At 73.4% G+C, this 21,111-nt stretch carries 23 protein-coding genes; 19 read left to right on the top strand and 4 right to left on the bottom strand.

The genetic code is table 11. The features are described from left to right. Positions 1–25 precede the first annotated feature (25 nt). Complete coding sequence (locus BLW47_RS16535; protein WP_091557764.1) at positions 26–712, bottom strand: class I SAM-dependent methyltransferase; 687 nt, start codon at positions 710–712, stop codon at positions 26–28. Positions 713–887: 175 nt separating this feature from the next. Between BLW47_RS16535 and BLW47_RS16530 the strand changes: the two genes are divergently transcribed. The 3 genes from BLW47_RS16530 to BLW47_RS16520 all read left to right on the top strand — a co-directional run bounded on the left by BLW47_RS16530 (position 888) and on the right by BLW47_RS16520 (position 2,230). Next, positions 888–1,091, top strand: coding sequence for a cold-shock protein (locus BLW47_RS16530; RefSeq protein WP_091557761.1), 204 nt, complete (start codon positions 888–890; stop codon positions 1,089–1,091). A 226-nt stretch (positions 1,092–1,317) separates the two neighbouring features. After that, positions 1,318–1,764 carry a ribonuclease domain-containing protein gene (locus tag BLW47_RS16525; protein WP_245736694.1) on the top strand — a complete coding sequence of 149 codons (447 nt, stop codon included), beginning with the start codon at positions 1,318–1,320 and terminating at the stop codon, positions 1,762–1,764. Between the two features lie 52 nt (positions 1,765–1,816). Then, on the top strand, positions 1,817–2,230 hold the full coding sequence (locus tag BLW47_RS16520) for a barstar family protein (RefSeq protein ID WP_091557758.1): 414 nt from the start codon (positions 1,817–1,819) through the stop codon (positions 2,228–2,230). 70 nt (positions 2,231–2,300) lie between these two features. Here the strand turns inward: BLW47_RS16520 and BLW47_RS16515 are convergent, their stop codons facing one another. Beyond that, positions 2,301–2,915 carry a DedA family protein gene (locus BLW47_RS16515; RefSeq protein WP_091558199.1) on the bottom strand — a complete coding sequence of 205 codons (615 nt, stop codon included), beginning with the start codon at positions 2,913–2,915 and terminating at the stop codon, positions 2,301–2,303. A gap of 440 nt (positions 2,916–3,355) precedes the next feature. Here BLW47_RS16515 and BLW47_RS25160 point away from each other — a divergent pair, with 440 nt between their 5' ends. From BLW47_RS25160 to BLW47_RS16440, 16 genes are all read left to right on the top strand, one after another. Further along, complete coding sequence (locus tag BLW47_RS25160; RefSeq protein WP_175543662.1) at positions 3,356–3,991, top strand: hypothetical protein; 636 nt, start codon at positions 3,356–3,358, stop codon at positions 3,989–3,991. 5 nt (positions 3,992–3,996) lie between these two features. Continuing rightward, positions 3,997–5,028 carry an SRPBCC family protein gene (locus BLW47_RS16505; protein WP_091557751.1) on the top strand — a complete coding sequence of 344 codons (1,032 nt, stop codon included), beginning with the start codon at positions 3,997–3,999 and terminating at the stop codon, positions 5,026–5,028. Then, positions 5,025–5,405, top strand: a complete 381-nt coding sequence (gvpJ, locus tag BLW47_RS26060; RefSeq protein ID WP_217634867.1) for a gas vesicle protein GvpJ — start codon at positions 5,025–5,027, stop codon at positions 5,403–5,405. Before BLW47_RS16505 ends, gvpJ begins: the two co-directional genes overlap by 4 nt. 1 nt (position 5,406) lies before the next feature. After that, positions 5,407–6,174: a GvpL/GvpF family gas vesicle protein gene (locus tag BLW47_RS16495; protein WP_091557743.1), complete on the top strand. Its 768-nt coding sequence runs from the start codon at positions 5,407–5,409 to the stop codon at positions 6,172–6,174. A gap of 6 nt (positions 6,175–6,180) precedes the next feature. Then, entirely contained in the window at positions 6,181–6,396 is a 216-nt protein-coding gene (locus BLW47_RS16490; protein ID WP_091557740.1) for a gas vesicle protein GvpG, read from the top strand. A 31-nt stretch (positions 6,397–6,427) separates the two neighbouring features. Then, positions 6,428–6,781, top strand: coding sequence for a gas vesicle protein GvpO (locus BLW47_RS16485; RefSeq protein WP_091557737.1), 354 nt, complete (start codon positions 6,428–6,430; stop codon positions 6,779–6,781). 71 nt (positions 6,782–6,852) lie between these two features. After that, a complete protein-coding gene (locus BLW47_RS16480; protein WP_091557734.1) occupies positions 6,853–7,680 on the top strand; it encodes an MBL fold metallo-hydrolase in 828 nt (275 codons plus the stop codon). A 148-nt stretch (positions 7,681–7,828) separates the two neighbouring features. Further along, positions 7,829–8,914 carry an S-(hydroxymethyl)mycothiol dehydrogenase gene (locus BLW47_RS16475; protein WP_091557732.1) on the top strand — a complete coding sequence of 362 codons (1,086 nt, stop codon included), beginning with the start codon at positions 7,829–7,831 and terminating at the stop codon, positions 8,912–8,914. Further along, positions 8,914–9,543: an MBL fold metallo-hydrolase gene (locus tag BLW47_RS16470; RefSeq protein ID WP_091557729.1), complete on the top strand. Its 630-nt coding sequence runs from the start codon at positions 8,914–8,916 to the stop codon at positions 9,541–9,543. Before BLW47_RS16475 ends, BLW47_RS16470 begins: the two co-directional genes overlap by 1 nt. Before the next feature lie 181 nt (positions 9,544–9,724). Further along, a complete protein-coding gene (locus BLW47_RS16465) occupies positions 9,725–10,555 on the top strand; it encodes a hypothetical protein (RefSeq protein WP_217634866.1) in 831 nt (276 codons plus the stop codon). Between the two features lie 298 nt (positions 10,556–10,853). After that, positions 10,854–13,898 (top strand): putative bifunctional diguanylate cyclase/phosphodiesterase, encoded by a 3,045-nt coding sequence (locus BLW47_RS16460; protein ID WP_245736693.1) that lies wholly within the window; start codon positions 10,854–10,856, stop codon positions 13,896–13,898. Positions 13,899–13,913: 15 nt separating this feature from the next. Further along, on the top strand, positions 13,914–15,131 hold the full coding sequence (locus BLW47_RS25385; RefSeq protein WP_217634865.1) for an aminotransferase class I/II-fold pyridoxal phosphate-dependent enzyme: 1,218 nt from the start codon (positions 13,914–13,916) through the stop codon (positions 15,129–15,131). 32 nt (positions 15,132–15,163) lie between these two features. Continuing rightward, positions 15,164–15,598: a nitroreductase family deazaflavin-dependent oxidoreductase gene (locus BLW47_RS16455; protein ID WP_091558192.1), complete on the top strand. Its 435-nt coding sequence runs from the start codon at positions 15,164–15,166 to the stop codon at positions 15,596–15,598. A 24-nt stretch (positions 15,599–15,622) separates the two neighbouring features. Then, positions 15,623–16,072 carry a MarR family winged helix-turn-helix transcriptional regulator gene (locus BLW47_RS16450; RefSeq protein ID WP_245736692.1) on the top strand — a complete coding sequence of 150 codons (450 nt, stop codon included), beginning with the start codon at positions 15,623–15,625 and terminating at the stop codon, positions 16,070–16,072. Positions 16,073–16,163: 91 nt separating this feature from the next. Beyond that, the gene (locus BLW47_RS16445; protein WP_091557725.1) at positions 16,164–16,628 is read left to right on the top strand and encodes a MarR family winged helix-turn-helix transcriptional regulator; all 465 of its coding nucleotides are present in this window, start codon (positions 16,164–16,166) and stop codon (positions 16,626–16,628) included. A 15-nt stretch (positions 16,629–16,643) separates the two neighbouring features. Then, positions 16,644–18,221 carry an MDR family MFS transporter gene (locus BLW47_RS16440; RefSeq protein ID WP_281247284.1) on the top strand — a complete coding sequence of 526 codons (1,578 nt, stop codon included), beginning with the start codon at positions 16,644–16,646 and terminating at the stop codon, positions 18,219–18,221. A gap of 129 nt (positions 18,222–18,350) precedes the next feature. Here BLW47_RS16440 and BLW47_RS16435 read toward each other — a convergent pair whose 3' ends face one another. Together BLW47_RS16435 and BLW47_RS16430 are read right to left on the bottom strand one after the other, a co-directional pair. Further along, positions 18,351–19,178, bottom strand: a complete 828-nt coding sequence (locus tag BLW47_RS16435) for a methyltransferase domain-containing protein (RefSeq protein ID WP_091557718.1) — start codon at positions 19,176–19,178, stop codon at positions 18,351–18,353. 41 nt (positions 19,179–19,219) lie between these two features. Continuing rightward, positions 19,220–20,977, bottom strand: coding sequence for a CocE/NonD family hydrolase (locus tag BLW47_RS16430; protein ID WP_091557714.1), 1,758 nt, complete (start codon positions 20,975–20,977; stop codon positions 19,220–19,222). Positions 20,978–21,111 lie beyond the last annotated feature (134 nt).

Genomic DNA, 21,111 nt, shown 5'->3' with positions numbered 1-21,111 from the left:
GACGAATCGCGTCATCACCCGGCCGTCAGCGGCGCGGCCGCAGCACGCTGGTCTGGGTGAGCTCCGCGTCCGGGAATGCCTCCAGCGGCGGCCCCCGGTAGCTCTCCACCACCTCCAGCCGCTCCTGCGGCAGGTGATGCCGACCGGGGTCGCCGACCAGTACCCGCGCGCCGCGCGCGGTGACGCGCTCCAGGAAGCGCAGCACGCGCCGCGCCAGGGGCGGGTCGTACAGGACGTCACCGGCGAGCACGACGTCCGCGTCGCTGCCGTCGCCGTCGAGCAGGTCGCCGTCGCGCAGATCGACGCGGACGCCGTTCGCCCGGGCGTTCAGCGTGATCGCGGCGAGCGCGTACGGGTCGACGTCGTTGGCGATCACCTCGGCGGCCCCGGCCATGCCGGCGGCGATGCCCGCCAGCCCGGAGCCGGCGCCCAGGTCGAGCACCCGCTGCCCGGCGGCCGCCTCGGGATGGTCCAGCACATATCTGGCGACGGCCTGTCCGCCCGCCCACGCCGACGCCCAGTACGGCGGCGGCAGGGCGTCGCGCGCCTCCGCCTCCATCCGGGCCCACCACACGATCGCGTCCTCGGCGAGGTACAGCCGGATCTCGGGCACGAACGGCACGGCGAGCAGGCGGAGCCGGTCCAGGCCGCCCGCGTCGGGCCCGGAGATCTTCCGCTCGAGGTCCGCGACGGCTCGCCCCACCCGGCTCATCACCCGTCCAGCATGGCCGACCCGCGCCGTGCCCGCGGCGACTCCGCCGGCGCGGTCCCGACCAGTCGGGCCCGAAAAGCCGTCCGGGCGGCTACTGTCGGGAGGCGTGGGTCACACATCGGGCCGCGGCACGTGGGGCCCGCAACGCGGAACCCACATGGTCAAGGAGAAATGCATGGCAACCGGCACGGTCAAGTGGTTCAACTCCGAAAAGGGTTTCGGGTTCATCGAGCAGGACGGCGGAGGCCCGGACGTCTTCGTCCACTACTCCGCGATCTCCATGGCGGGCTACCGCGAACTCCAGGAGGGCCAGAAGGTGGAGTTCGAGGTGACGCAGGGGCAGAAGGGTCCGCAGGCGGAGAACGTGCGGGCGGCCTGACGGCTGCCCGCCACGCCGGGCGCCCGGCCGGCACGGATCGCCCCCGCGCCGCGCGCCCCCCAGGTGGTGGCGGGCCGGAGCGCCGGCGTCCGGCGGCGGTGGCCCCTGGGCGGATTGTCGGTGAATTCGCCGATCGCCTCTTCCGTCCGGCTCGTCTGATGCCGAGACTGGGGACGACCCGCGGGACGGGTCGTCCAGCTCCGTCTCCCCCGCATCGGAGGTTCCGTTGACCCCCACCATCGGTACGCCCCGGCAACCCTCCCGGTACCGCCTCGCCCGTAGCCTCGCCGCGCTGGCGGCGTTGGTCGCGGCCACGCTGCTCGGGCCGTCGGTCGTCGCACCCGCCCAGACCAGCGCGGCCTCCGCCGCCGTCTACGGCTCGTGCACGATGGCGCGCTGCGCCGACGCCCGCGACGCCCGCGCCGGCTGGTCCGGCAAGGGCTTCCCCACCTCCCGCGGCTGGTACGCGTGGAGCGGCGGGCTCTCGAACTTCGCCGGTGGCCAGTTCATGAACTACGAGGGCCAGCTACCCGGCGGCGCCACCTACCACGAGTACGACGTCTACCCCCGCCGCCAGGGCGCCGCCCGCGACGCCTACCGCATCGTGGTCAACCGCAGCACGGGGGCGACCTGGTTCTCCCCCAACCACTACACCGACTTCTACCGCCTGTAGCGCCCAGCGTCCCCGGTGGGCGCGGCGTGCCCACCGGGGGCCGGAGGTACCCATGCACGACTCCACGTCGGCGCCGACCGGCGCCGCGATCCCGGCCTGGCTACGGGTGTCGAGTGACGCCCCGCCCGCGGACGCCACCGTGGTCGGCGGGCGCGCGTGCCGCACCCGCTCCGGCCTGTTCGCCGAGTGGGCCGGGGCGCTGGGGCTGCCGGAACACTTCGGGCACAACTGGGACGCGCTGGCGGACAGCCTGCACGACCGACTGCCCGACGACGGGCTGACCATCGTCGTGGCGCACGGGGAGCAGCTGCTCGCCGACGAGGCCCCCGGCCAGCTGCGCGCGCTGCTCGCCGTGCTGGCGCACGTCGGGCGGGGCGACCCCGCCCGGCTTCGTTTCGTCCTGCGCACCGCGCCGGGGCGCGAGCCGGAGGTGCGCGAGCGACTCGCCGCCGCCGCGGCACACTGATCCGACGGCCGGCACCCACTTCGACGCCGGGCGCGTGCGACCCGTGGTGGAGCGGTGCGGCCCCGCGGCGTCAGTCGGCGACGCCGGCCGTTCGCAGCCGCCGGCGGGCGCCGAGCAGCACGATCCAACCGACGACGAATCCGATCGTCACGGTGACCACCATCGGCAGCGCCCCGCCCGGCAGAAGTCCGCCGAGCGAGCGACCGACCACCCCGAGCAGCACGTAGAGCCCGGCCCAGAGCGCCGAGCCGAGCGTCGCGGAGGCCAGGAACCGCCGGTACGACATTCGGAGCCCCCCGGCCGCCAGCGGCACGAGCGCGTTGAGCACCGGCAGGAACGGGGCGAGCACGACCAGCCGACCGCCGCCGCGGCCGAGCGCGCCCTCGGCGGCGCTCCAGCGCGCCTCACCGATCCACCGGCCGACCCGACCGCGGCGCAGCCGGTCGCCGAAGTGCCGCCCGGCGAGGAAGCTCAGGGACCAACCGGCGACGCAGCCGGCGACGACCGCGGCGAACGCCAGCGCGCCGCCGCCCGGGGCGCCGACACCGATCGCGGCGAGCACCGCGACGTCGCCGGGGACCAGAACCCCGATCAGCGGGATCGCGTCGAGCATCATGACCAGACCCAGCACCCCGACGAAGAGCAATTCCGGCAGCTCCGCGACCGTCCCCCACCATTGCGCCATGATCCGGAACGCTACGACCGGCGCGGGTCGCGGCGCGTCGGGGACCACCCCGGTATGGCGCGCGCCGCACCCCTGATCTTGCTCAGGGTCGCGCCTCCGGGGCCTCCGTCGCCCCGAAAAATGCGCGAATCAATTACCGATCGTTTTGCAACCCGCCGACGCCGCAATTCCTTTTCGTCACCGGCACGCCCTTTCTCGGCACGCCACACGCCGATCACGTGATAAGTGCCCGGTTGACCGATTCCGTGCTCGGCCCGTGTGTCCATTGTGTCTGATGAGACGCGAGAAACTCATGGTTTCAGCGCGGCGGCCGAGGGGGTACCGCAGATGACGCCCCGCGAGAGCGGCTTTGCGAAAACAGCGGAAAAACATCGGCAGGCATTTCTATCACCGATCGGGTGATGGATTTCCCGGGCCTGCCGACGGCGGAAGGATAAACGATGGTGAAACGCGCAGCGCGGGTTGCCGCGGCGGTCGGAATCGGTTACCTCCTGGGACGACGACGGAAGCTGCAGCTGGCCCTGACGTTGGGGGCCGCCGCGGCGGCCGGACGGCTGAGCGGCGACTCCGGACGGCTGCTGCGGCGCGGCACGGAGTCGCTGCTCTCCTCGCCGGAACTCGGCAAGCTCTCCGGGTTGAGCCGGCCGCTGGTCGGCGCGGCGAAGGCGGCGGCGATGACGGCCGTCAGCAGCCGGGTCGACGCCTTCAGCGACCAGCTCCAGGATCGCGCGGAGATGCTGCGGCGCGGGCCGAGCGCCGGGTCCGGCCGCTCGCGCGCACGGTCCGAAGCCGACGACCCGGACGACCGGCGCGACTCCGACGACCGCTACGACTCCGACGACCGGCGGCACGCGGAAGACCGGTACGACTCCGACGACCGGGACGAGGACGAGCCGTACGACGCCCACGACGAGCCGGAAGACGACGCCCGGGACGACGACGAGTACGCGGACGAGGACGACGACCGCGAGGACGAGTACGACGACGAGGACGACGACCGCGACGACGTCGACGCCGGAGAACCGGAGCCGGCCCGGCAGCGCACCACGGCCGTCGTGCGGCGGCGCCGGAGGTGAGGCGGATGGCGACGTACGGGCGGCTCACGGCGGAGCTGCGGAATCTGGCCGACGCCGCGGGCGCGCGGCTGACCTCGACCGCCGCGGAGCGGATCGGCGCGGCGACCGAGCGGCTCAGCGCGTACGCGGAACGGGGTGGCGGGCCCGGCCTGGTCGCGGCCGCGACCGGCGCGCGGCGGCTGGCCGAGGGGAAGTCCCCCGCGCGGGCGGTGCTCGGGGCGGGCCTGGCCGGCGCCAGGGAGAAGCTCAAACAGGCGTTCGGCGCCGGCGGCGCGAAGAACAAGATCAAGGTGACGAACATCGTCGAGACCGTCGATGTCGGCGCCCCGGTACGGCTCGTCTACGACCAGTGGACGCAGGTCTCGGACTTCCCGCGGTTCATGAAGAAGGTCGAGCACGCGGAGCGCGAGTCCGATCGGAAGCTCACCTGGAAGGCGCAGGTGCTCTGGTCACACCGGGAGTGGGAGTCGACCGTCGTCGAGCAGGTGCCCGACGAGCGGATCATCTGGCGATCGACGGGCCGCAAGGGCTCCGTCGACGGCGCGGTCAGCTTCCACGAGCTCGCGCCCGGGCTGACCCGGATCGTCGTGGTGCTCGAGTACCACCCGCAGGGGCTGTTCGAGCGGACCGGGAACCTCTGGCGCGCGCCGGGCCGGCGGGCGCGGCTGGAGCTGAAGCACTTCGTCCGGCACGTGATGACCGAGACCGTGCGCCACCCCGAGGGAGTGACGGGCTGGCGCGGCGAGATCCGCGACGGCCGGGTCGTGCGCGACCACGACGCGGCGATGGCCGACGAGCAGCACGACACCGCGCGCGCCGGCGCGGATCCCGACGGCGCGGTGCCGGGCGAGCAACGCCGGGCGCCGCGGGGGCGGTCCGGGCGCCCGGAGCGACGCCCGCGCCGCGGCGACGAACAACCGCGCGGACGCGGCGGAGAGCGCCACGACGACGAACAACCCCGCCGGCCCGGCGGAGAGCGGCCGCGCCGCACCGGCCCCGCCGGACGCGCGCGGGACACCGAGAGGAGCGAACAGTGACCAGTGCCATGCAACCTGCCGGCGGCGCGAGCGTTTCCCGCGGCGGCGGCTCCGCATCCGATCTCGCCGAGGTCGTCGGCACGATCCTCGACAAGGGCATCGTCATCGACGCCCACGTCTCGGTCGGCATCGTCGGGATCCGCATCCTGACCATCGACGCCCGCGTCGTGGTGGCCAGTGTGGACACCTATCTGCGCTTCGCCGAGGCGACGAACCGGCTGGATCTCAACGGATCGCAGGCCGGCAAGGGCCTGCCGGAGATGGTGCAGGGCCCGAAGGGCGCGCTCATGGAGAAGGCCAGCGACATGTTGGGCGAGCTCGTCGGGGGCAACGACCGGGAACGGGCGCCGCGCCGCCGGCGCCGGGAGGAGAACTGAGATGGCCCAGCAGACGACCGAGGTCGGCTACTTCATCTACGGCATCGTGCCCGGCGACGTCGAGCCGACCGACGCCGCGCGCGGCCTGGGCGACCCCGCCGCGCCGGTCACCGCGGTGACGCACGGCGACCTCGGGGCGCTGGTCAGCGAGGTGGCACTGGACCGCCCGCTGGGACGCCCCGACGACCTGCTCGCGTACAAGCGACTGCTGGACGAGACCGCGGTGGCGGCGCCGGTGCTGCCGGTGCGGTTCGGCACCGTCCTGTCCAGCCGGGACGCGGTCGCCGAGCTGCTCGCCGGCGACCACGACCGCTACCTCGCCGCCCTCGACGAGCTGGAGGGACGCGTCGAGTACGTGGTGCGGGGCCGGTACGTCGAATCGGCGGTGCTGACCGAGGTGCTGTCGGAGAACCCGGAGGCGGAGGCGCTGCGCCAGGAGCTGGCGGGCGCGCCGGAGAGCGCCCCGATGGAGCTGCGGATGCGGCTCGGCGAACTGATCAGCGCCGCCGTCGAGGCCAAGCGGGCGGCGGACACCCAACGGCTGGTCGACGCGCTGGCCGCCACGGCGGTGTCCCACGTGCCGCGCCCGCCGACCCACGAGCAGGACGCCGCGCACGTGGCCTTCCTGGTCGAGACCAAGCGTCGGGACGAGTTCGAGCGGGCGGTGGAGCGCTTCGCCGGCGACGAGTGGTCCGACCGGGTGACCGTGCGGCTGCTCGGCCCGCTGGCGCCGTACGACTTCGTCGGCGGCCCGGCGCCGCAGGGGTGAGGCGCGATGTTGCTGACGCTGCTGACCCTGCCGCTCGCCCCGGTGCGCGCCCTACCGTCGCTGGTGCGGCTGCTGCGCGACCGGGCGAACGAGCAGCTGTACGACCCGGCGACGCTGCAGCGCCAGCTCGAGGAGCTGGACGCCGCGGCGGCCGCCGGACAGATCTCGGACGAGGAGCTGGCCGAGGCCCAGCAGCGGATCATCGATCGGCTGCTGGGTTGAGGCGGGCACGGCGACGAGCGGAGGTGTTCGGGTGCCAAGCGACGATCACGACGCCGACGGGCGGGACCGGCCACGCCGGCGACGTGCGGGCACGTACGACGAGGACGAGCGGCCGGCGCCGCGCCGGCCGCTGTCGGCGAGCGTGGCGGCCCGGGCGGGGCTGCAGCACATCGCGGAGCTCTCCGGCAAGACGCCCACCGGAGTGACGTCGATTGAACGGAGCGAGGACGGGTGGGTGATCGGGATCGAGGTGATCGAGGACCGGCGCATCCCGTCCTCCACGGACATCCTCGGCGTCTACCAGGTCGAGGTCGACATGGACGGCGAGCTGGTGACGTACCGGCGGATCCGGCGCTACCCGCGCGGCCAGAGCGACAGGGGGTGACTGGCGGCTGACCCGCCGGGCCGCCGCCCCGCGCCGGGTGTGCGCGGCGGCGGCCTGGGTACGCGGCTGCGGTGAGCGATGCGACCGCGACCTCGACCGTCACCTTCGTCGGGACCGCCACCACGATCCTGCGGCTGGGCCCCTTCACCCTGCTGACCGATCCGAACTTCCTGCACTTCGGTCAGCGGGCCTACCTCGGCTACGGCCTGTGGACCAAGCGGCGCACGGATCCGGCGATCGGCATCACCCAGTTGCCCCCGCTCGACGGCGTGGTCCTGTCCCACCTGCACGGCGACCACTTCGACCGGGTGGCGCGGCACGGGCTGATGCGCTCGCTGCCGATCGTCACCACCCCGGCGGCGCAGCGGAAGCTGCGCAAGTGGGGCTTCGGGGCGGCGATCGACCTGCGGACCTGGCGCCGCCACGAGATGAGCCGGGACGGGCACACGCTACGGATCACCGCCCTGCCGGGTCGGCACGGGCCGGGGCTGCTGGACTACCTGCTCCCGGAGGTGATGGGCAGCATGATCGATCTTGAGCGCGACGGGGCACGCCAGCTACGGCTCTACGTCACCGGCGACACCCTCAACCGCCCGATGCTCGCCGAGATCCCGGAGCGGTTCCCGGAGATCGACGCGATGCTGATCCACCTCGGCGGCACCCGGATCGCGGGAATCCTGCTGACCATGGACGGCCGTCAGGGCGCCGACCTCGTCGACCTGATCCGGCCCGGTGTGACGGTCCCGATCCACTACGACGACTACCGCGCGTTCCGCTCGCCGCTGAGCCACTTCCTCGACGCGGCCCGGCAGCGGGGGCTGCTGCCGGGAATCCGGCCGATCCTGCGCGGCGAGACCATCGCGCTGTCGCCGCACGCCTCGTCGAACCCCGGCCGGTAGCCGGGGCCCGACGCGCGCGGCGGTGCGGCCGGCCACACCGGTTCCGCCGCCCGGCCTAACACGATCTTCTGCCGTAGCCTGACGGAACACTCCAGCGCCACGGCGCTCGGCGTGCGTGGCGGAGCGACGGCGAGGACAAGGGGGAAACGTGAGCCAGGAAGTGCGCGGCGTCATCTCGAGGGCGAAGGGCGCTCCGGTGGAGGTCACCACGATCGTCGTGCCCGATCCGGGGCCCGGCGAGGCGGTGGTGCGGGTGCAGGCGTGCGGGGTCTGCCACACCGACCTGCACTACCGCGAGGGCGGCATCAGCGACGAGTACCCCTTCCTGCTCGGGCACGAGGCGGCCGGCATCGTCGAGCAGGTGGGTGAGGGCGTCACCGACGTCGCCCCCGGCGACTTCGTGGTGCTGAACTGGCGCGCGGTCTGCGGTGTCTGCCGTGCGTGCCGCCGCGGCCGCCCCTGGTACTGCTTCAACACCCACAACGCGGCCCAGAAGATGACCCTCACCGACGGCACCGAGCTCTCCCCCGCGCTCGGCATCGGCGCGTTCGCCGAGAAGACGCTGGTGCACGCCGGGCAGTGCACGAAGGTGGACCCGGCGGCGCGGCCGGCCGCGGTCGGGCTGCTCGGCTGCGGAGTCATGGCGGGGCTCGGCGCGGCGATGAACACCGGTGAGGTCACCCGTGGCGACTCCGTCGCGGTGATCGGCTGCGGCGGCGTGGGCAACGCCGCGATCGCCGGGGCGGCGCTCGCCGGCGCGACCACGATCGTGGCGGTGGACGTGGACGGTCGCAAGCTCGAATGGGCGAAGAAGTTCGGGGCGACCCACACCGTGAACTCGAGGGAGACCGACCCGGTCGAGGCGGTGCGCGAGCTGACGGGCGGGGTCGGCGCCGACGTGGTGATCGACGCCGTCGGCCGTCCGGAGACGTACCGGCAGGCGTTCTACGCCCGCGACCTGGCCGGCACGGTCGTGCTCGTCGGCGTGCCGACCCCGGAGATGACGATCGAGCTGCCGCTGCTGGACGTCTTCGGCCGTGGCGGGCGGCTCAAGTCCAGCTGGTACGGCGACTGCCTGCCCAGCCGCGACTTCCCGATGCTGACGGAGCTCTACCTGCAGGGCCGGCTCGACCTCGACGCGTTCATCACCGAGGAGATCACGCTGGACCAGGTGGAGGAGGCGTTCACCAAGATGCACCACGGTGACGTGCTGCGCTCGGTGGTGATCTTCTGATGGCGGCCCGCATCGACCACACGGTCACCTCCGGCACCTTCTCGCTCGACGGCCAGACCTGGCACGTGGACAACAACGTGTGGGTGATCGGCGACGACGACGAGTGCGTGGTGATCGACGCGCCGCACGACGTGGAGACGATCCTCGGGGTGGTCGGCGGGCGCCGGGTGGTCGCGGTGCTGGCGACGCACGCGCACGACGATCACGTACGGGCGGCGCCGGCGCTGGCCAGCGAGACCCGCAGCCGGGTGCTGCTGCACCCCGACGACCGGGTGCTGTGGGATCTGGTGCACCCGGACGTGGCGCCGCAGGGCATGGTGCGCGACGGCGAGACCGTCGAGGTCGCGGGCACGACGCTGCGGATCCTGCACACCCCGGGCCACAGCCCGGGCGCGTGCTGCGTCTACGCCCCGGAGCTCGGCGTCGTCTTCACCGGCGACACCCTCTTCGCGGGCGGACCCGGCGCGACGGGCCGCTCCTACAGCGACTTCGGCACGATCATCGAGTCGATCCGGACGAAGCTGCTGACCCTGCCACCGGAGACCGTGGTGCACACCGGGCACGGGGACAGCACGACGATCGGCGCCGAGGCGCCGCACCTCGACGAGTGGATCGCGCGCGGTCACTGAGGAGCCCTCGTCCGCGCGTCGGGGCCGGCCGGTTCTCCGGCCGGCCCCGACCCTTTCCGGCTCCGACTTTCTTCCGGCCCCGCCTTTTCCGGTCCGGCACCCGGCACCGCTTCCCCAACCGCCCCCGCGCCGGGCATCCTGTACGTTCCGGAATCCCGATCACGAGGGGAGGCAGCGGCCGGTGTCCGCGGGCCAGGCCCGTCGGCGCTCCGGCGTCGCGCGCCCGATGGCCGACACCACGCCCCGCGACCGCTCCGCCGATCCCGCCGCCGTGCGCCGCAACGGCGACGCGGACTGGGACGCCTGGCCGGTGCCGGACTATCTGGCGGAGAACTACCGCGAGCTGCACCCGGCCGACGTCGCGGTCATCGACCATCACGCGCGCTACTACGGCCAACTGCCGGCCGACGGCATCGACGTCGGGCTCGAGGTGGGCGCGGGCCCGAACCTGTACCCGCTGATGCTGGCCGCGGCGGTGTGCCGGCGGATCGACGCGGTCGAGCCGAGCGCGGCCAGCCGGGCGTATCTGCGCGGGCAGCTGACCCGCGGCGCCGATCCCTCGTGGGACGCCTTCTACGCGCACTGTCGTGAGCGGCTGCCGAGCCTGCCGTCCAGCAGCGCGGCGGCGCTGTCCCGGGTGACCGTCTCCCGGGGCGACGCCCTGGCGCTGCCGTCCGGCCGGTACGGGCTGGCGTCGATGCACTTCGTGGCGGAGAGCGCCACGGAGGACTACGACGAGTTCGGCGCGCTCTGCCGGGCGTACGTGGGCTCGGTGCGCCCCGGTGGGCATCTCGTGGCGGCGTTCATGGAGAACATGGGGCGCTACCGGGTGGGCGCGGGCCCGCAGTGGCCCGGCTGTCCGGTCGACATCCCGGCGATCCGCGCGGTGTTCGCCCCGTACGTCGACGACCTCACGCTGTGCCGCGTCGACGCCGATCCCACCCTGCCGGACTGGGGCTACACCGGGATGGTGCTGCTGACCGGCCGGCGCGCGGCGGCGCCGGTGCGGTGAGGCGGGGCGGAGGGAACGCGTGGTGCGGGAGGTGCGATCCAGTTCGCGCTTCGGCTACGCGCGCCGGTGTGACCGCCGATACATCCTCGGGGGGCGCGGGGCGTTCGGCCGGGACCGTCGGCCGCGGGGCCACGTTTCCGACGCCCTCGCACGGGTGCGGCGCGGGGGAAGAATGATCCAAGTTTCGGCCGAAAAAGCATTTTTGGCACATAATGGGCAACGGGCCATCCGCGCGTTCGCCGGCTGGCGCGAACGACGAGCGGCGGCCGACGGCGGCCCGGTGATGGCAGGAGGGCGGATGACGGCGCGCCGGCGGATGACCGTCTACCTCGCGGCCGCGACCGCCGTCAGCGCGGTCTACTACGCCGTTCCCGCCTGGCAGCCGGTCACCTGGGGCCTACTGGGACTCATCAGCGCCGCCGCGGTGCTGGTCGGGCTGCGCCACAACCGCCCCCGTCGCCGCGCGCCGTGGCTGCTGGTGGCGGCGTCGCTGCTGATCTTCACCGTCGGCGACACCACCTACAACATCCTCACCCACGTCGTCGGGCAGGTGAACCCGTTCCCCTCCCCCGCCGACGCCTTCTACCAGCTCTTCTACGGGCTGCTCCTGGCCGGCCTGCTGCTGCTGCCCGAACGCGGCCCGCGCGGGCCGGACCGGGCCAGCCTGCTCGATGCGCTGGTCCTGACCGGCGGGCTCGGGCTGCTGTCCTGGATCTTCCTGATCAGCCCGCACATCGAGGCCCACCACCTCACGCCGGCGCAGCGCGCCCTGTCGATCTCGCTGCCGCTGTGGGACGTGCTGATCCTGGCCGCCGGCGCGCAGCTGGTGTCGTCGGCACGGCGCAACCCGGCCGTGTTGCTGCTGGCCGCCGGCGGCGTCGGGCTGCTCGTCTCCGACGTCCTGTACGGGCTCAGCCAGCTGCGGGGCGCGTGGCAGATCGGCGGCCCGGTCGACCTCGGCTGGACGGTGTTATACATCAGCTGGGGCGCGGCGGCGCTGCACCCGTCGATGGCCGCGCTGACCGAGCCGCGGGCGCTGCGGCACCGCGAGGCGGGCACCCTGCGCCTGCTGCTGCTGGCCCTCTCCTCCCTCATCCCGCCCGCGGTACTGCTCGTCGAGTCGACCACCGGCGAGGTGCGCGACGCCACCGTGATCGCGCTGTTGTCGGCGGTGATGTTCCTGCTGGTACTGGCCCGGCTGACCGGGGTGATCGGGACGCACCGGCAGGCGGTGGCGCGCGAGCGCGGCATCCGGCGGGCCAGCACGGCGCTGGTCTGGGCGACCAACGTGGAGCAGGTCGCCAGCGCGATCCGGGTGGCGCTCGCCGATCTGCTCCCCACCGGCGTCGAGTACCGGGTTGCGCTCGCCGAGGACCGCGACGGCACCGGACCGTGGCCGCCGCCGCCCGCTCGCGGCGAGGTCGCCCGGCTGGTGGCCACCGCGACGCTCGACCCCGCGCTGGCGGCCCGACTGGGCGGCTTCGACGCGGCCTGGCAGTGCCGGATCACCCTGACCGGACGCCCGGCCGGCGACCCGCACATCGGCACCCTCTACGTGGCCGGGCCACGGGCGGCGCTGCGCGGTCTGGACGAGTCGGTCGAGGCGCTGGCCGCGCTCGCGGCGCTGGCGCTGGAGCGCATCGCGCTCAGCCAGGAGATCAACCGGCGCAGCAGCGAGGAGTACTTCCGGACGCTCGTGCACAACACCGCCGACGTCATCCTCATCCTCGACGACGACGACCGGATCCGCTACGGCAGCCCGTCGGCGACGACCGTGTTCGGCCCGCCCGCGCTGACCGGCCTGCCGCTGTCGGAGATCGTCCACCCGGAGGACCGCGCCGACGCCACCGAACTGCTGGCGCTGCTGCGGGCCGGGGCGCGCGACACCGCCGACGCCGACTGGGCCGTGGTCGCCGCGGGCGGGCGCCGGGTCGAGGTCGAGGCCTCCTGCCGGGACCTGCGCGGCGACCCCACCGTCGACGGTCTCGTGATCACCCTGCGCGACGTGACCGAGCGGCGCGAACTGGAACGCGAGCTGACGCACCGGGCCTTCCACGACTCGCTCACCGGTCTGGCCAACCGCGTGCTGTTCCAGGAGCGGATGCAGCAGGCGGTCGCCCGGGCCCGGCATGCCGGCATGGTCGCCGCCGCCCTCTTCATCGACATCGACGACTTCAAGGTCGTCAACGACACGATGGGCCACGCCGCCGGCGACGAGCTGCTGATCGCGGTGAGTCAGCGGCTGGCGGGCTGCCTGCGCGGTCAGGACACGGCGGCGCGATTGGGCGGCGACGAGTTCGCCGCCGTCGTGGAGGACGCGGCCGACCCCGCGGAGGTGGAGGAGGTGGCGGCGCGGGTCACCGCCGCGTTCGCCCGGCCGTTCCCGCTCACCGCCGGCGTCGTCAACGTGACGGCCAGCGTGGGCGTGGCCACCACCGCCGAGCTCACCGAGGGACAGGACCTGCTGCGCCACGCCGATCTGGCACTGTACGTGGCCAAGGGCGCCGGCAAGAACCAGTGGCGGCGGTACCAGCCGGCGCTGCACACGGCCGTGCTCGACCGCATGCAGCTGCGCACCGATCTCGACCAGGCGGTGCCCAGCGGCGAGCTGGCGGTGCAGTACCAGCCGATCGTGGCGCTGGACACCGGCCGGCTGGTCGGGCTCGAGGCGCTGGTGCGCTGGCACCATCCGGCCCGCGGCCTGCTCACTCCCGCCCAGTTCATCGACGTCGCCGAGGAGAGCGGGCTGATCGTCCCGATCGGATACTGGGTGCTGGAGCGGGCGATCACCGACGCGGTGGCGTGGGCCGGCGAGCTCGGCCCGGACCGGGCCCCGTACGTGACGGTCAACGTCTCCGTCCGACAGTTCCGCTGTCCCGGCTTCGTCGACCGGGTCCTGCGCACCCTCACCGACGCCGGTCTGCCGCCCGAGCGGCTCGTCCTGGAGATCACCGAGAGCCTGCTGCTCCGCGACGACGACCGCGTCTGGACCGACCTGGCCGCGCTGCGCGCCGCCGGCGTACGGCTGGCCATCGACGACTTCGGCACCGGTTACTCGTCGCTGAGCTATCTGCGGCAGGTCCCGGCGAACCTGCTGAAGCTCGAGAAGTCGTTCATCGACACGATCCTCGTCGAGCCCGACCAGCGCTCGCTCGTCGAGGGGATCCTGCGCCTGGCGCACACGCTCGGGCTGGCGATCATCGCCGAGGGGATCGAGGATCCCGCCGAGCGGCAGGTGCTCGCCGAGATCGGCTGTCAGTTCGGCCAGGGTTACCTTTTCGCCAAACCGATGGACTATGACGACATGATCAAATGGACACTCGCGCCCGACACCACGATCTGAACCGCGAGGTCCCCCGTGACGTCAACCCCCCGCCTGGCCGACCTGGCCCGGACGCCCACCAGCACCCCGATCTACGACGCCGTCATCGACGAGATCCGCGGCCGGCACATCCGGATCGGCGACGACTGGCTCGTCGACTTCGCCTCCTGCAACTACCTGGGCTTTGATCTCGATCCGGAGATCATGGCCGCGATCGGCGAACAGGTCCGCCGCTGGGGCACCCACCCCAGCTGGTCCCGGCTGCTCGGCAACCCCCGCCTCTACCCCGAGATCGAGGAACGCCTGACGGAGCTGCTCGGTGCCCCGGACACCCTCGTGCTGCCCACCGTCACGTTGATCCACATGGCGGTGGTGCCGATTCTCGCCGACCGCGGCACGGTGTTCCTCGACAGCCGGGCCCACAAGACCATCTACGACGCCGCCCGCTACGCCCAGGGGCTCGGCGCGACGCTGACGCCGTTCCGCTCGGGCGACCTCGACCAGCTCGCGGAGCTGCTGCGCGGCGCGCCGGCGTCCGGACCCCGGCTGGTCTGCATCGACGGCGTCAACAGCATGACCGGCAACCTGCCGGACCTGGCGGCCTATCTGGAGCTGTGCCGGGAACACGGCGCCCTGCTCTACGTCGACGACGCGCACGGCTTCGGCGTGATCGGCGAGCGCCGCGCCGACGAGACGTCGCCGTACGGTTGCCGCGGCAACGCCATCGTCGCGCACCAGGGGCAGAGCTACGACGACCTGATCCTGGTCGGCGGCTTTTCCAAGGCGTACTCGTCGATGCTGGCCTTCCTGGCCCTGCCGACGGCGGTGAAGCAGCAGCTGAAGGTCAGCGCACCGCCGTACCTCTACTCCGGACCCTCGCCGACCGCCTCGCTCGCCACCGTGCTGGCCGGCTTCGACGTCAACGCCGCCCGCGGCGACGCGCTGCGCGCCCACCTCCACCGCCTCACCGCCCGGGTGCTCGACCACGTCGCCGCGCGGGGGCTCAGCACGCCGAACACCAGCGGCACCCCGATCGTCGAACTGCCGGTGGCGCCCGGCCGCGAGCTGGCCGAGGTCGCCGAGGTGCTGTGGCGGCACGGCAGCTACGTCACGTTCGCGGCCCATCCCCTGGTGCCGCTGCACGAGGTCGGGATCCGGATCCAGCTCACGGCCGCGCACACCGACGCCGACATCGACCAGCTCGGCACGGCGCTGGACGCGCTCGCCGACGCCGGGTTGCTGCGCCGGGCGTGATGACCGACGCCGATCTGTGCCAGGGTGGGGACATGACGGATTTCGACGACCCCATCGATTCACCGGGCGGGTGGCAGCGCGAGCACGCCGAGCGGTACGTGGCGACCGACGGCGCCGAGGGGCACCTGTGGAACGGCGTGCCGACGCTGCTGCTCACCACCCGTGGCCGCCGTTCCGGCCAGGCGCGGCGCACCCCGCTGATCTACGGCCAGGACGGCGACGACTACCTGGTCGTGGCCTCCAGCGGTGGCAGCGACACCCCGCCCGCCTGGTACCGCAACCTCAGCGCCGACCCCCGGGTGCGGGTCCAGGTCGCGGCGGACCGCTTCGACGCCACCGCGCGCGCCGCGTCGGCCGAGGAGAAGGCGCGGCTATGGCCGGTCATGACCGCGATCTGGCCGGCGTACGACGAGTACCAGCAGAAGACCAGCCGGGACATCCCGGTGGTCATCCTGAGTCGGAGCTGACCGCCGGCTGGTTACTGTGAGGGCGTGCAGCCAGGGATCGAGCCGGACAACGGCCTGCTGAGCGCCGTCGAGCAGGAGCTCACGGTGCTGCTTCGCCGTGCGCGCGGGGCCTACCACCGCGCGGCCAAGGAGTTCGATCCGGACATGGACCCGGCGGCGTACGGCCTGCTGCTGCGCCTGGACGAGGTCGGCAGCTGCCGGGTCACGGACCTCGCCGCGTTCTTCGGCATCGGCAAGCCGACGGTGAGCCGCCAGCTGCAGATGTTGGAGCAGTCGGGGTTGGTACGCCGGCACGCCGACGCCGAGGACGCGCGCGCGGTCCGGTTCGCGCTGACCGAGGCCGGCGCCGGGCGGCTGGCCGCGGTGCGCCGGGCACGCCGCGAGCGGCTGCGCGCCGGCCTGGCGGTGTGGCCGGCGGAGGACATCGCGGAGCTGGGCCGGTTGCTGGCCCGGTTCAACGCCACCGAGTTCTGAGCCTTCGGTGTGGCGTCCGCCTCGTCGCCCTTTAGTTGCCTCAGGCAACTAACCTGATATTGTTGCCTTAAGCAACTACAGGGGGGGTGCGATGGGACAGCGGGCAGAGACGTGCGCCGCACTGGCCTCCGAGGTCAACGCGCTCGCCGCCACCCGCCGTGAGCTCGTCCGCCACCTCGCCGCCGGCACGGTGACACTCGGCTGCCTCGCCCCGCTCGCCGCCCTCAGCCGCACCGAGGGCCGCCGCGTCGGCGAGATCGCCCAACGGATCCGCGTCGACATCTCGGTCGCCAGCCGACAGATCACCGCGCTGGAGGCCGCCGGACTCGCCGAGCGCGCCGCCGACCCGCGCGACCGGCGGTCCCACGTCGTCCGGCTGACCGAGTCCGGCGACCGGGAGCTGCGGCGCCTGCGCGCCGAGGTCGGGGCGTTCACCGAGACGACCCTGACGGACTGGTCGCTCGACGAGATCGAGCAGCTCCTCACGGGCATCCGCCGGCTGCGCCGCACCTGGGAACACGCCCTGGCCGCACCGGCCACCACCGACCCGGCGTAGACCGCCGTACACGCAATCCGACCGAAGGAAGTCATGACTGTTACCACCGAGGCGCCCAGCGCACCACCCAGGGTCCGACGCGAGGTGCTCGAGTCGCTGATCGGCCTGCTGCTCGGCATGTTCGTCGCGATCCTGTCCAGCTCCGTGGTCTCCACCTCGCTGCCGAAGATCATCGCCGACCTGCACGGCTCACAGGCGTCGTACACCTGGGTGGTGACCGCGACGCTGCTGGCCATGACGGTCAGCACCCCCATCTGGGGCAAGCTCGCCGACCTGTTCAACCGCAAGCTGCTGGTGCAGCTCTCCCTGGTGCTCTTCGTCGTCGGCTCCGCGCTGGCCGGCCTCGCGCACTCCACCGGGACGCTCATCGGCTTCCGGGTGATCCAGGGGCTGGCCGCCGGCGGCCTCACCGCGCTGTCGACCGTGGTGATCTCCGACCTGATCTCGCCGCGCGAACGCGGCCGCTACATGGGCATCCTCGGCGGCGTGATGTCCGTCGGCATGGTCGGCGGACCGTTGCTCGGCGGTGTCATCACCGACACCTCCTGGCTCGGCTGGCGCTGGAACTTCTACGTCGGCGTCCCGTTCGCGATCCTGGCGATCATCGTGCTGCAGAAGACCCTGCACCTGCCCGCGCTGCCCCGCCGGCGCGTGCGCATCGACTACCTCGGCGCGACCCTCATCGCCGCCGGCGTGTCGCTGCTGCTGATCTGGGTCAGCCTCGCCGGCCAGGAGTACGCGTGGGCGTCCCGGCAGACCGCCGCAATGGTCGCCGGCGGCCTCGTGCTGCTCGCCCTCGCGGTCGCCGTGGAGCTGCGCACCGCCGAACCGATCATTCCGATGCGACTGTTCCGCAACCGCACCGTCGTGCTGGCCATCATCGCCAGCGTCACCGTCGGCGTCGCGATGTTCGGCACCTCGGTCTTCCTCAGCCAGTACATGCAGATCGCCCGCGACAAGACCCCGACCCAGTCGGGCCTGCTCACCCTGCCGATGGTCCTCGGCTCCCTGGTCTCGTCGATCGTGGTGGGTCAGATCATCAGCCGGACCGGCCGGTGGAAGCGTTGGATGGTGCTGGGCGGTGTGCTGACGATCGCCGGCATCGCGCTGATGGGCACCATCGGATCGCACACCAGCTTCGTGCTGCTCTCGATCTACATGGCGGTGCTCGGCCTCGGCGTCGGCATGACGATGCAGAACCTGGTCCTGGTCGTGCAGAACTCGATCAACGTACGCGACATGGGCGCGGCGACCGCCACCGTGACGTTCTTCCGCAGCATGGGTGGCGCCATGGGCGTCTCGGCGCTCGGCGCCCTGCTCGGCAACCGGACCGCGGAGTTGATCACCGAAGGGCTGGCGCGGCTGGGCATCCGCGCTCCCGGCGGCGCCGGTGGCCGGAGCATCCCGGATGTCTCCGCGCTGCCCGCGCCCATCCGCACCGTGGTCGAGGACGCCTTCGGTCAGGGCGTGGCGGAGCTGTTCCTGGCCGCCGTTCCGCTGGCGGTGATCTCGCTGATCGCGATCCTGCTGCTCAAGGAAGTCCCGCTGGGCACCAAGACCGGCATCGAGCTCGCCCGCGAGGAACTCCCCTAACCCCCCGGCCCCCACCCCCTGCCCCGGCGATCTTGCAGTTGCGGCCCTCGCAAATCACCACATTCCGGCCTAAAAATACGGCCATAACTGCAAGATCGGCGGGGTTGCCGGGTGGGTGGGTGGGGTGGGTTAGGTGGGGCGGAGGGCGGTGGCGGTCCAGATCGTCAGGGCGGCTAGGAATTCGCCACGGGCGGCCGCCGCGTCGACTGCCGCGAACCAGCCCTCCCACATGCCGTCCGGCACCAGGCCGGCCGGCATCGGCAGCCGCCGGTCGAACATCGGCAACACCGTCGCGGCGTCGTCGGGGTCGGTGAAACAGCACGTGATCGGCTCGGTGATCACGTCGACGAGGCCGGCCCGGACCAGCCGGCGGCGCAGCGTACGCCCCATGGAGCGGTGCTGCGGGCCGGCACCCCCGGCCAGGTGCCGGCGCAGCGCCGCGGTCAGCTCGTCGGGGAGCCCGTCCGCGGTCAGCGATTCCCAGTCGGTGTCGACCAGGCAGACCCGTCCGCCGGGGCGGGTGACCCGGACCAGTTCGGCGACGGCGGCGTCCGGGTCCGCGAGGTGCTGCAGCACCCGTTCGGAGCGCACCCGGTCGAAGGTCGCGTCCGCGAACCCGAGCGCCGTCATGTCGCCCACGGCGTAGCGCACCCGGCTGCCGTCGTGACGCAGCGCGGCGATCGCGACCGCGGCGGCGGAGAAGTCCGCCGCGACGACCTCGCCGGTCGGCGCGACCAACGCCGCGAGCTGCCGGGCGACCTCACCGGCGCCGCAGCCGGCGTCCAGCAGCCGCTGCCCGGGCAGGGGCAGCAGCGCGGTCTGCGCGGCCCGGCGCACGCGCTGGATCTCCGGCTGCGCGGCGAGCGCGTCGAGAGCGGCGATCAACCCGGCCAGCACCTCGGGCGGCAACCGGTCGAGCTGCGCGAAGGGTGACCCGGTCGGCGGCTCGTCCCCCATCCCGTCATTGTCGCCACCGGGCGGGTCCGGGCATGGCCGGTTCACGAACGACCGCGCTCCGCCGCGGTGCCCCCGCTCTCCGTGCCGACCGGCAGGAACACCGCTGACGGACGCGATGGATCGTGGAAGACCACCCGGTCCCCGGCGCGCAGCCGCACGGCGGCGCCGAGCGGTTCGCCGGTGCCGGGGTTGCGGGCGTAGCGGGGGTGGGCGCCACCGCTGACCTGTACCCGCAGCCGGTGCCCGACGTCGAAGCGGTGCGCCGCCGGCCAGAGCTCGACCGGCACCCGCAGCACGCCGTCCGCGTCGCACGGAAACCGGTCGGGGGTGACGCGGGTGAGCCCGTCGCAGATGTTCCACGACCGTCCACGCGGATCGACGTCGCAGAGCCGGACGAACACGTCGAAATACGGCAGGGTGCTGCGCACCCAGAGCTCGGCGGTGACCGGACCGACCACCTCGACCGGCGCGGTCAGCGGCGTGCCGGTGTAGGTCAGCACGTCCGGGCGACGCTCCAGCGGGCCGTTCTCCACCCGACCGGCCCGCTGTGCGACCAGCAGCGGGCCGCCCAGCGACGGCGTGGGGTCGGCCGGGTCGTAGCGCAGCGCGTCGGGCGTCGACGGTGGCGGCGTGGCGGGCGCGAGCGCGCCGCCGGGCTGCAGCCGCCACGCGGTGCTGCGGGCCGGCGGCGGCCAGTGCAACAGCTCCCGCCATCCGCCGCCCCGACCGCCGACATGGACGCGCACCGGCGCCGCGCGCAGCCGCTCGGTCTCGCCGGACAGGTGCGCGCGCAGCCAGCCGAGACCCTCCCGCAGCGCCGTCCGGTGCAGTCCCGGGCTGCCGTGCGTCCACGGGCCGATCGTCAGGTACGGCCGGGCGCCGGCGGCGCGCAGCGTGGCGTAGTCGCGCAGCTGGGCGGGGAGGAAGATGTCCTGCCATCCGGTCACCATGGCGACCGGGGCGCGCACCTCGGCGAGGCGCCCGTCGAAGACGCGGGGCGTCCAGTACGCCGCCGCGGGTCGGTGGTGCGTGAGCCACTCCTGGAAGAACGGGACGGTGTCGCCGGTGGCGATCCGGTCGGCCTCGGCCAGCGGCAGGTGTGCCAGCGCGGCGAGCAGCCGCGGCTGACCGCGCCTGAGTTCCAACTGCCGGGCCAGCCAGGGCGTCGTCTGGGCGGCGAGCAGCTCGGCCCAGGTGAGCACGGTGTCCAGCGCGAACGCCTCGCCGGCGTAGGTGGAGTCCCGGGTGGCGGCGGCGGTGACCACCGCGACCATCGCGCGCAGCTCGTCGCCGGCGTCGGCGGCCAGCGCCCATTCGACGAAGCCCTGGTAGCTCACCCCGAAGGTGCCGAGCCGGCCCGCGTACCAGCGTTGCCGGCGCAGCCAGTCGAGGGTGTCCATGCCGTCGGCGTGCTCGTGCAGCAGCGGCTCGAACACGCCCGTGGACCCGTACGTGCCCCGGCACGACTGGATCACCGCGTGGTACCCCTGCGTCGACAGCAGCGTGCCGAGCAGCCGCATCGGCCCGCCGCGGCCGTACGGCGTGCGGATCAGCACCGTCGGCGCCGCGGGCAGTTCGGGCGCGTAGTGATCGGTGCGCAGCTTGATTCCGTCGCGGGCGCGCACGGTGAGGTCGCGGGTGATCCGGACGCGCCCGGTGCGCGGCGGCGGTAGGCCCAGCGCGCCGGCCAGCGCCCGCGCCGTGGCCGCCCGGGTGGCGGCGAGCGCGCCGCTCAGAACGCGAGGCACTCGCCCGCGGTCATCAGCGCCCGGCGCGGCGCCGCGGGCCCGGCTCCTCATCGCGTCTCCTGCCGTCACCGACGACCCGGCCCGGATCGCGACCGCACCATAACAGCGATCTCGATCACGTGGGGGTGCGCCGATGCCCGGGTCGGCCCGGCGCGCACCGGGCGGCCGGCCTCGGCGCGGGTATT

Origin of the sequence: Micromonospora pattaloongensis (genome assembly GCF_900107255.1) — a bacterium.
GTDB lineage: Bacteria > Actinomycetota > Actinomycetes > Mycobacteriales > Micromonosporaceae > Micromonospora_I > Micromonospora_I pattaloongensis.
Note: the sequence above shows the minus strand (reverse complement) of the source record. Positions and strands in the feature narration are given on the sequence as shown.

Bases quoted from the DNA above. Each gene is read 5' to 3' on its own strand.
- BLW47_RS16535 (WP_091557764.1), bottom strand. From the start codon at position 712: ATGAGCCGGGTGGGGCGAGCCGTCGCGGACCTCGAGCGGAAGATCTCC.
- BLW47_RS16530 (WP_091557761.1), top strand. From the start codon at position 888: ATGGCAACCGGCACGGTCAAGTGGTTCAACTCCGAAAAGGGTTTCGGG.
- BLW47_RS16520 (WP_091557758.1), top strand. From the start codon at position 1,817: ATGCACGACTCCACGTCGGCGCCGACCGGCGCCGCGATCCCGGCCTGG.
- BLW47_RS16515 (WP_091558199.1), bottom strand. From the start codon at position 2,915: ATGGCGCAATGGTGGGGGACGGTCGCGGAGCTGCCGGAATTGCTCTTC.
- BLW47_RS25160 (WP_175543662.1), top strand. From the start codon at position 3,356: ATGGTGAAACGCGCAGCGCGGGTTGCCGCGGCGGTCGGAATCGGTTAC.
- BLW47_RS16505 (WP_091557751.1), top strand. From the start codon at position 3,997: ATGGCGACGTACGGGCGGCTCACGGCGGAGCTGCGGAATCTGGCCGAC.
- BLW47_RS16495 (WP_091557743.1), top strand. From the start codon at position 5,407: ATGGCCCAGCAGACGACCGAGGTCGGCTACTTCATCTACGGCATCGTG.
- BLW47_RS16490 (WP_091557740.1), top strand. From the start codon at position 6,181: ATGTTGCTGACGCTGCTGACCCTGCCGCTCGCCCCGGTGCGCGCCCTA.
- BLW47_RS16470 (WP_091557729.1), top strand. From the start codon at position 8,914: ATGGCGGCCCGCATCGACCACACGGTCACCTCCGGCACCTTCTCGCTC.
- BLW47_RS16460 (WP_245736693.1), top strand. From the start codon at position 10,854: ATGACGGCGCGCCGGCGGATGACCGTCTACCTCGCGGCCGCGACCGCC.
- BLW47_RS16455 (WP_091558192.1), top strand. From the start codon at position 15,164: ATGACGGATTTCGACGACCCCATCGATTCACCGGGCGGGTGGCAGCGC.
- BLW47_RS16445 (WP_091557725.1), top strand. From the start codon at position 16,164: ATGGGACAGCGGGCAGAGACGTGCGCCGCACTGGCCTCCGAGGTCAAC.
- BLW47_RS16435 (WP_091557718.1), bottom strand. From the start codon at position 19,178: ATGGGGGACGAGCCGCCGACCGGGTCACCCTTCGCGCAGCTCGACCGG.
- BLW47_RS16430 (WP_091557714.1), bottom strand. From the start codon at position 20,977: ATGAGGAGCCGGGCCCGCGGCGCCGCGCCGGGCGCTGATGACCGCGGG.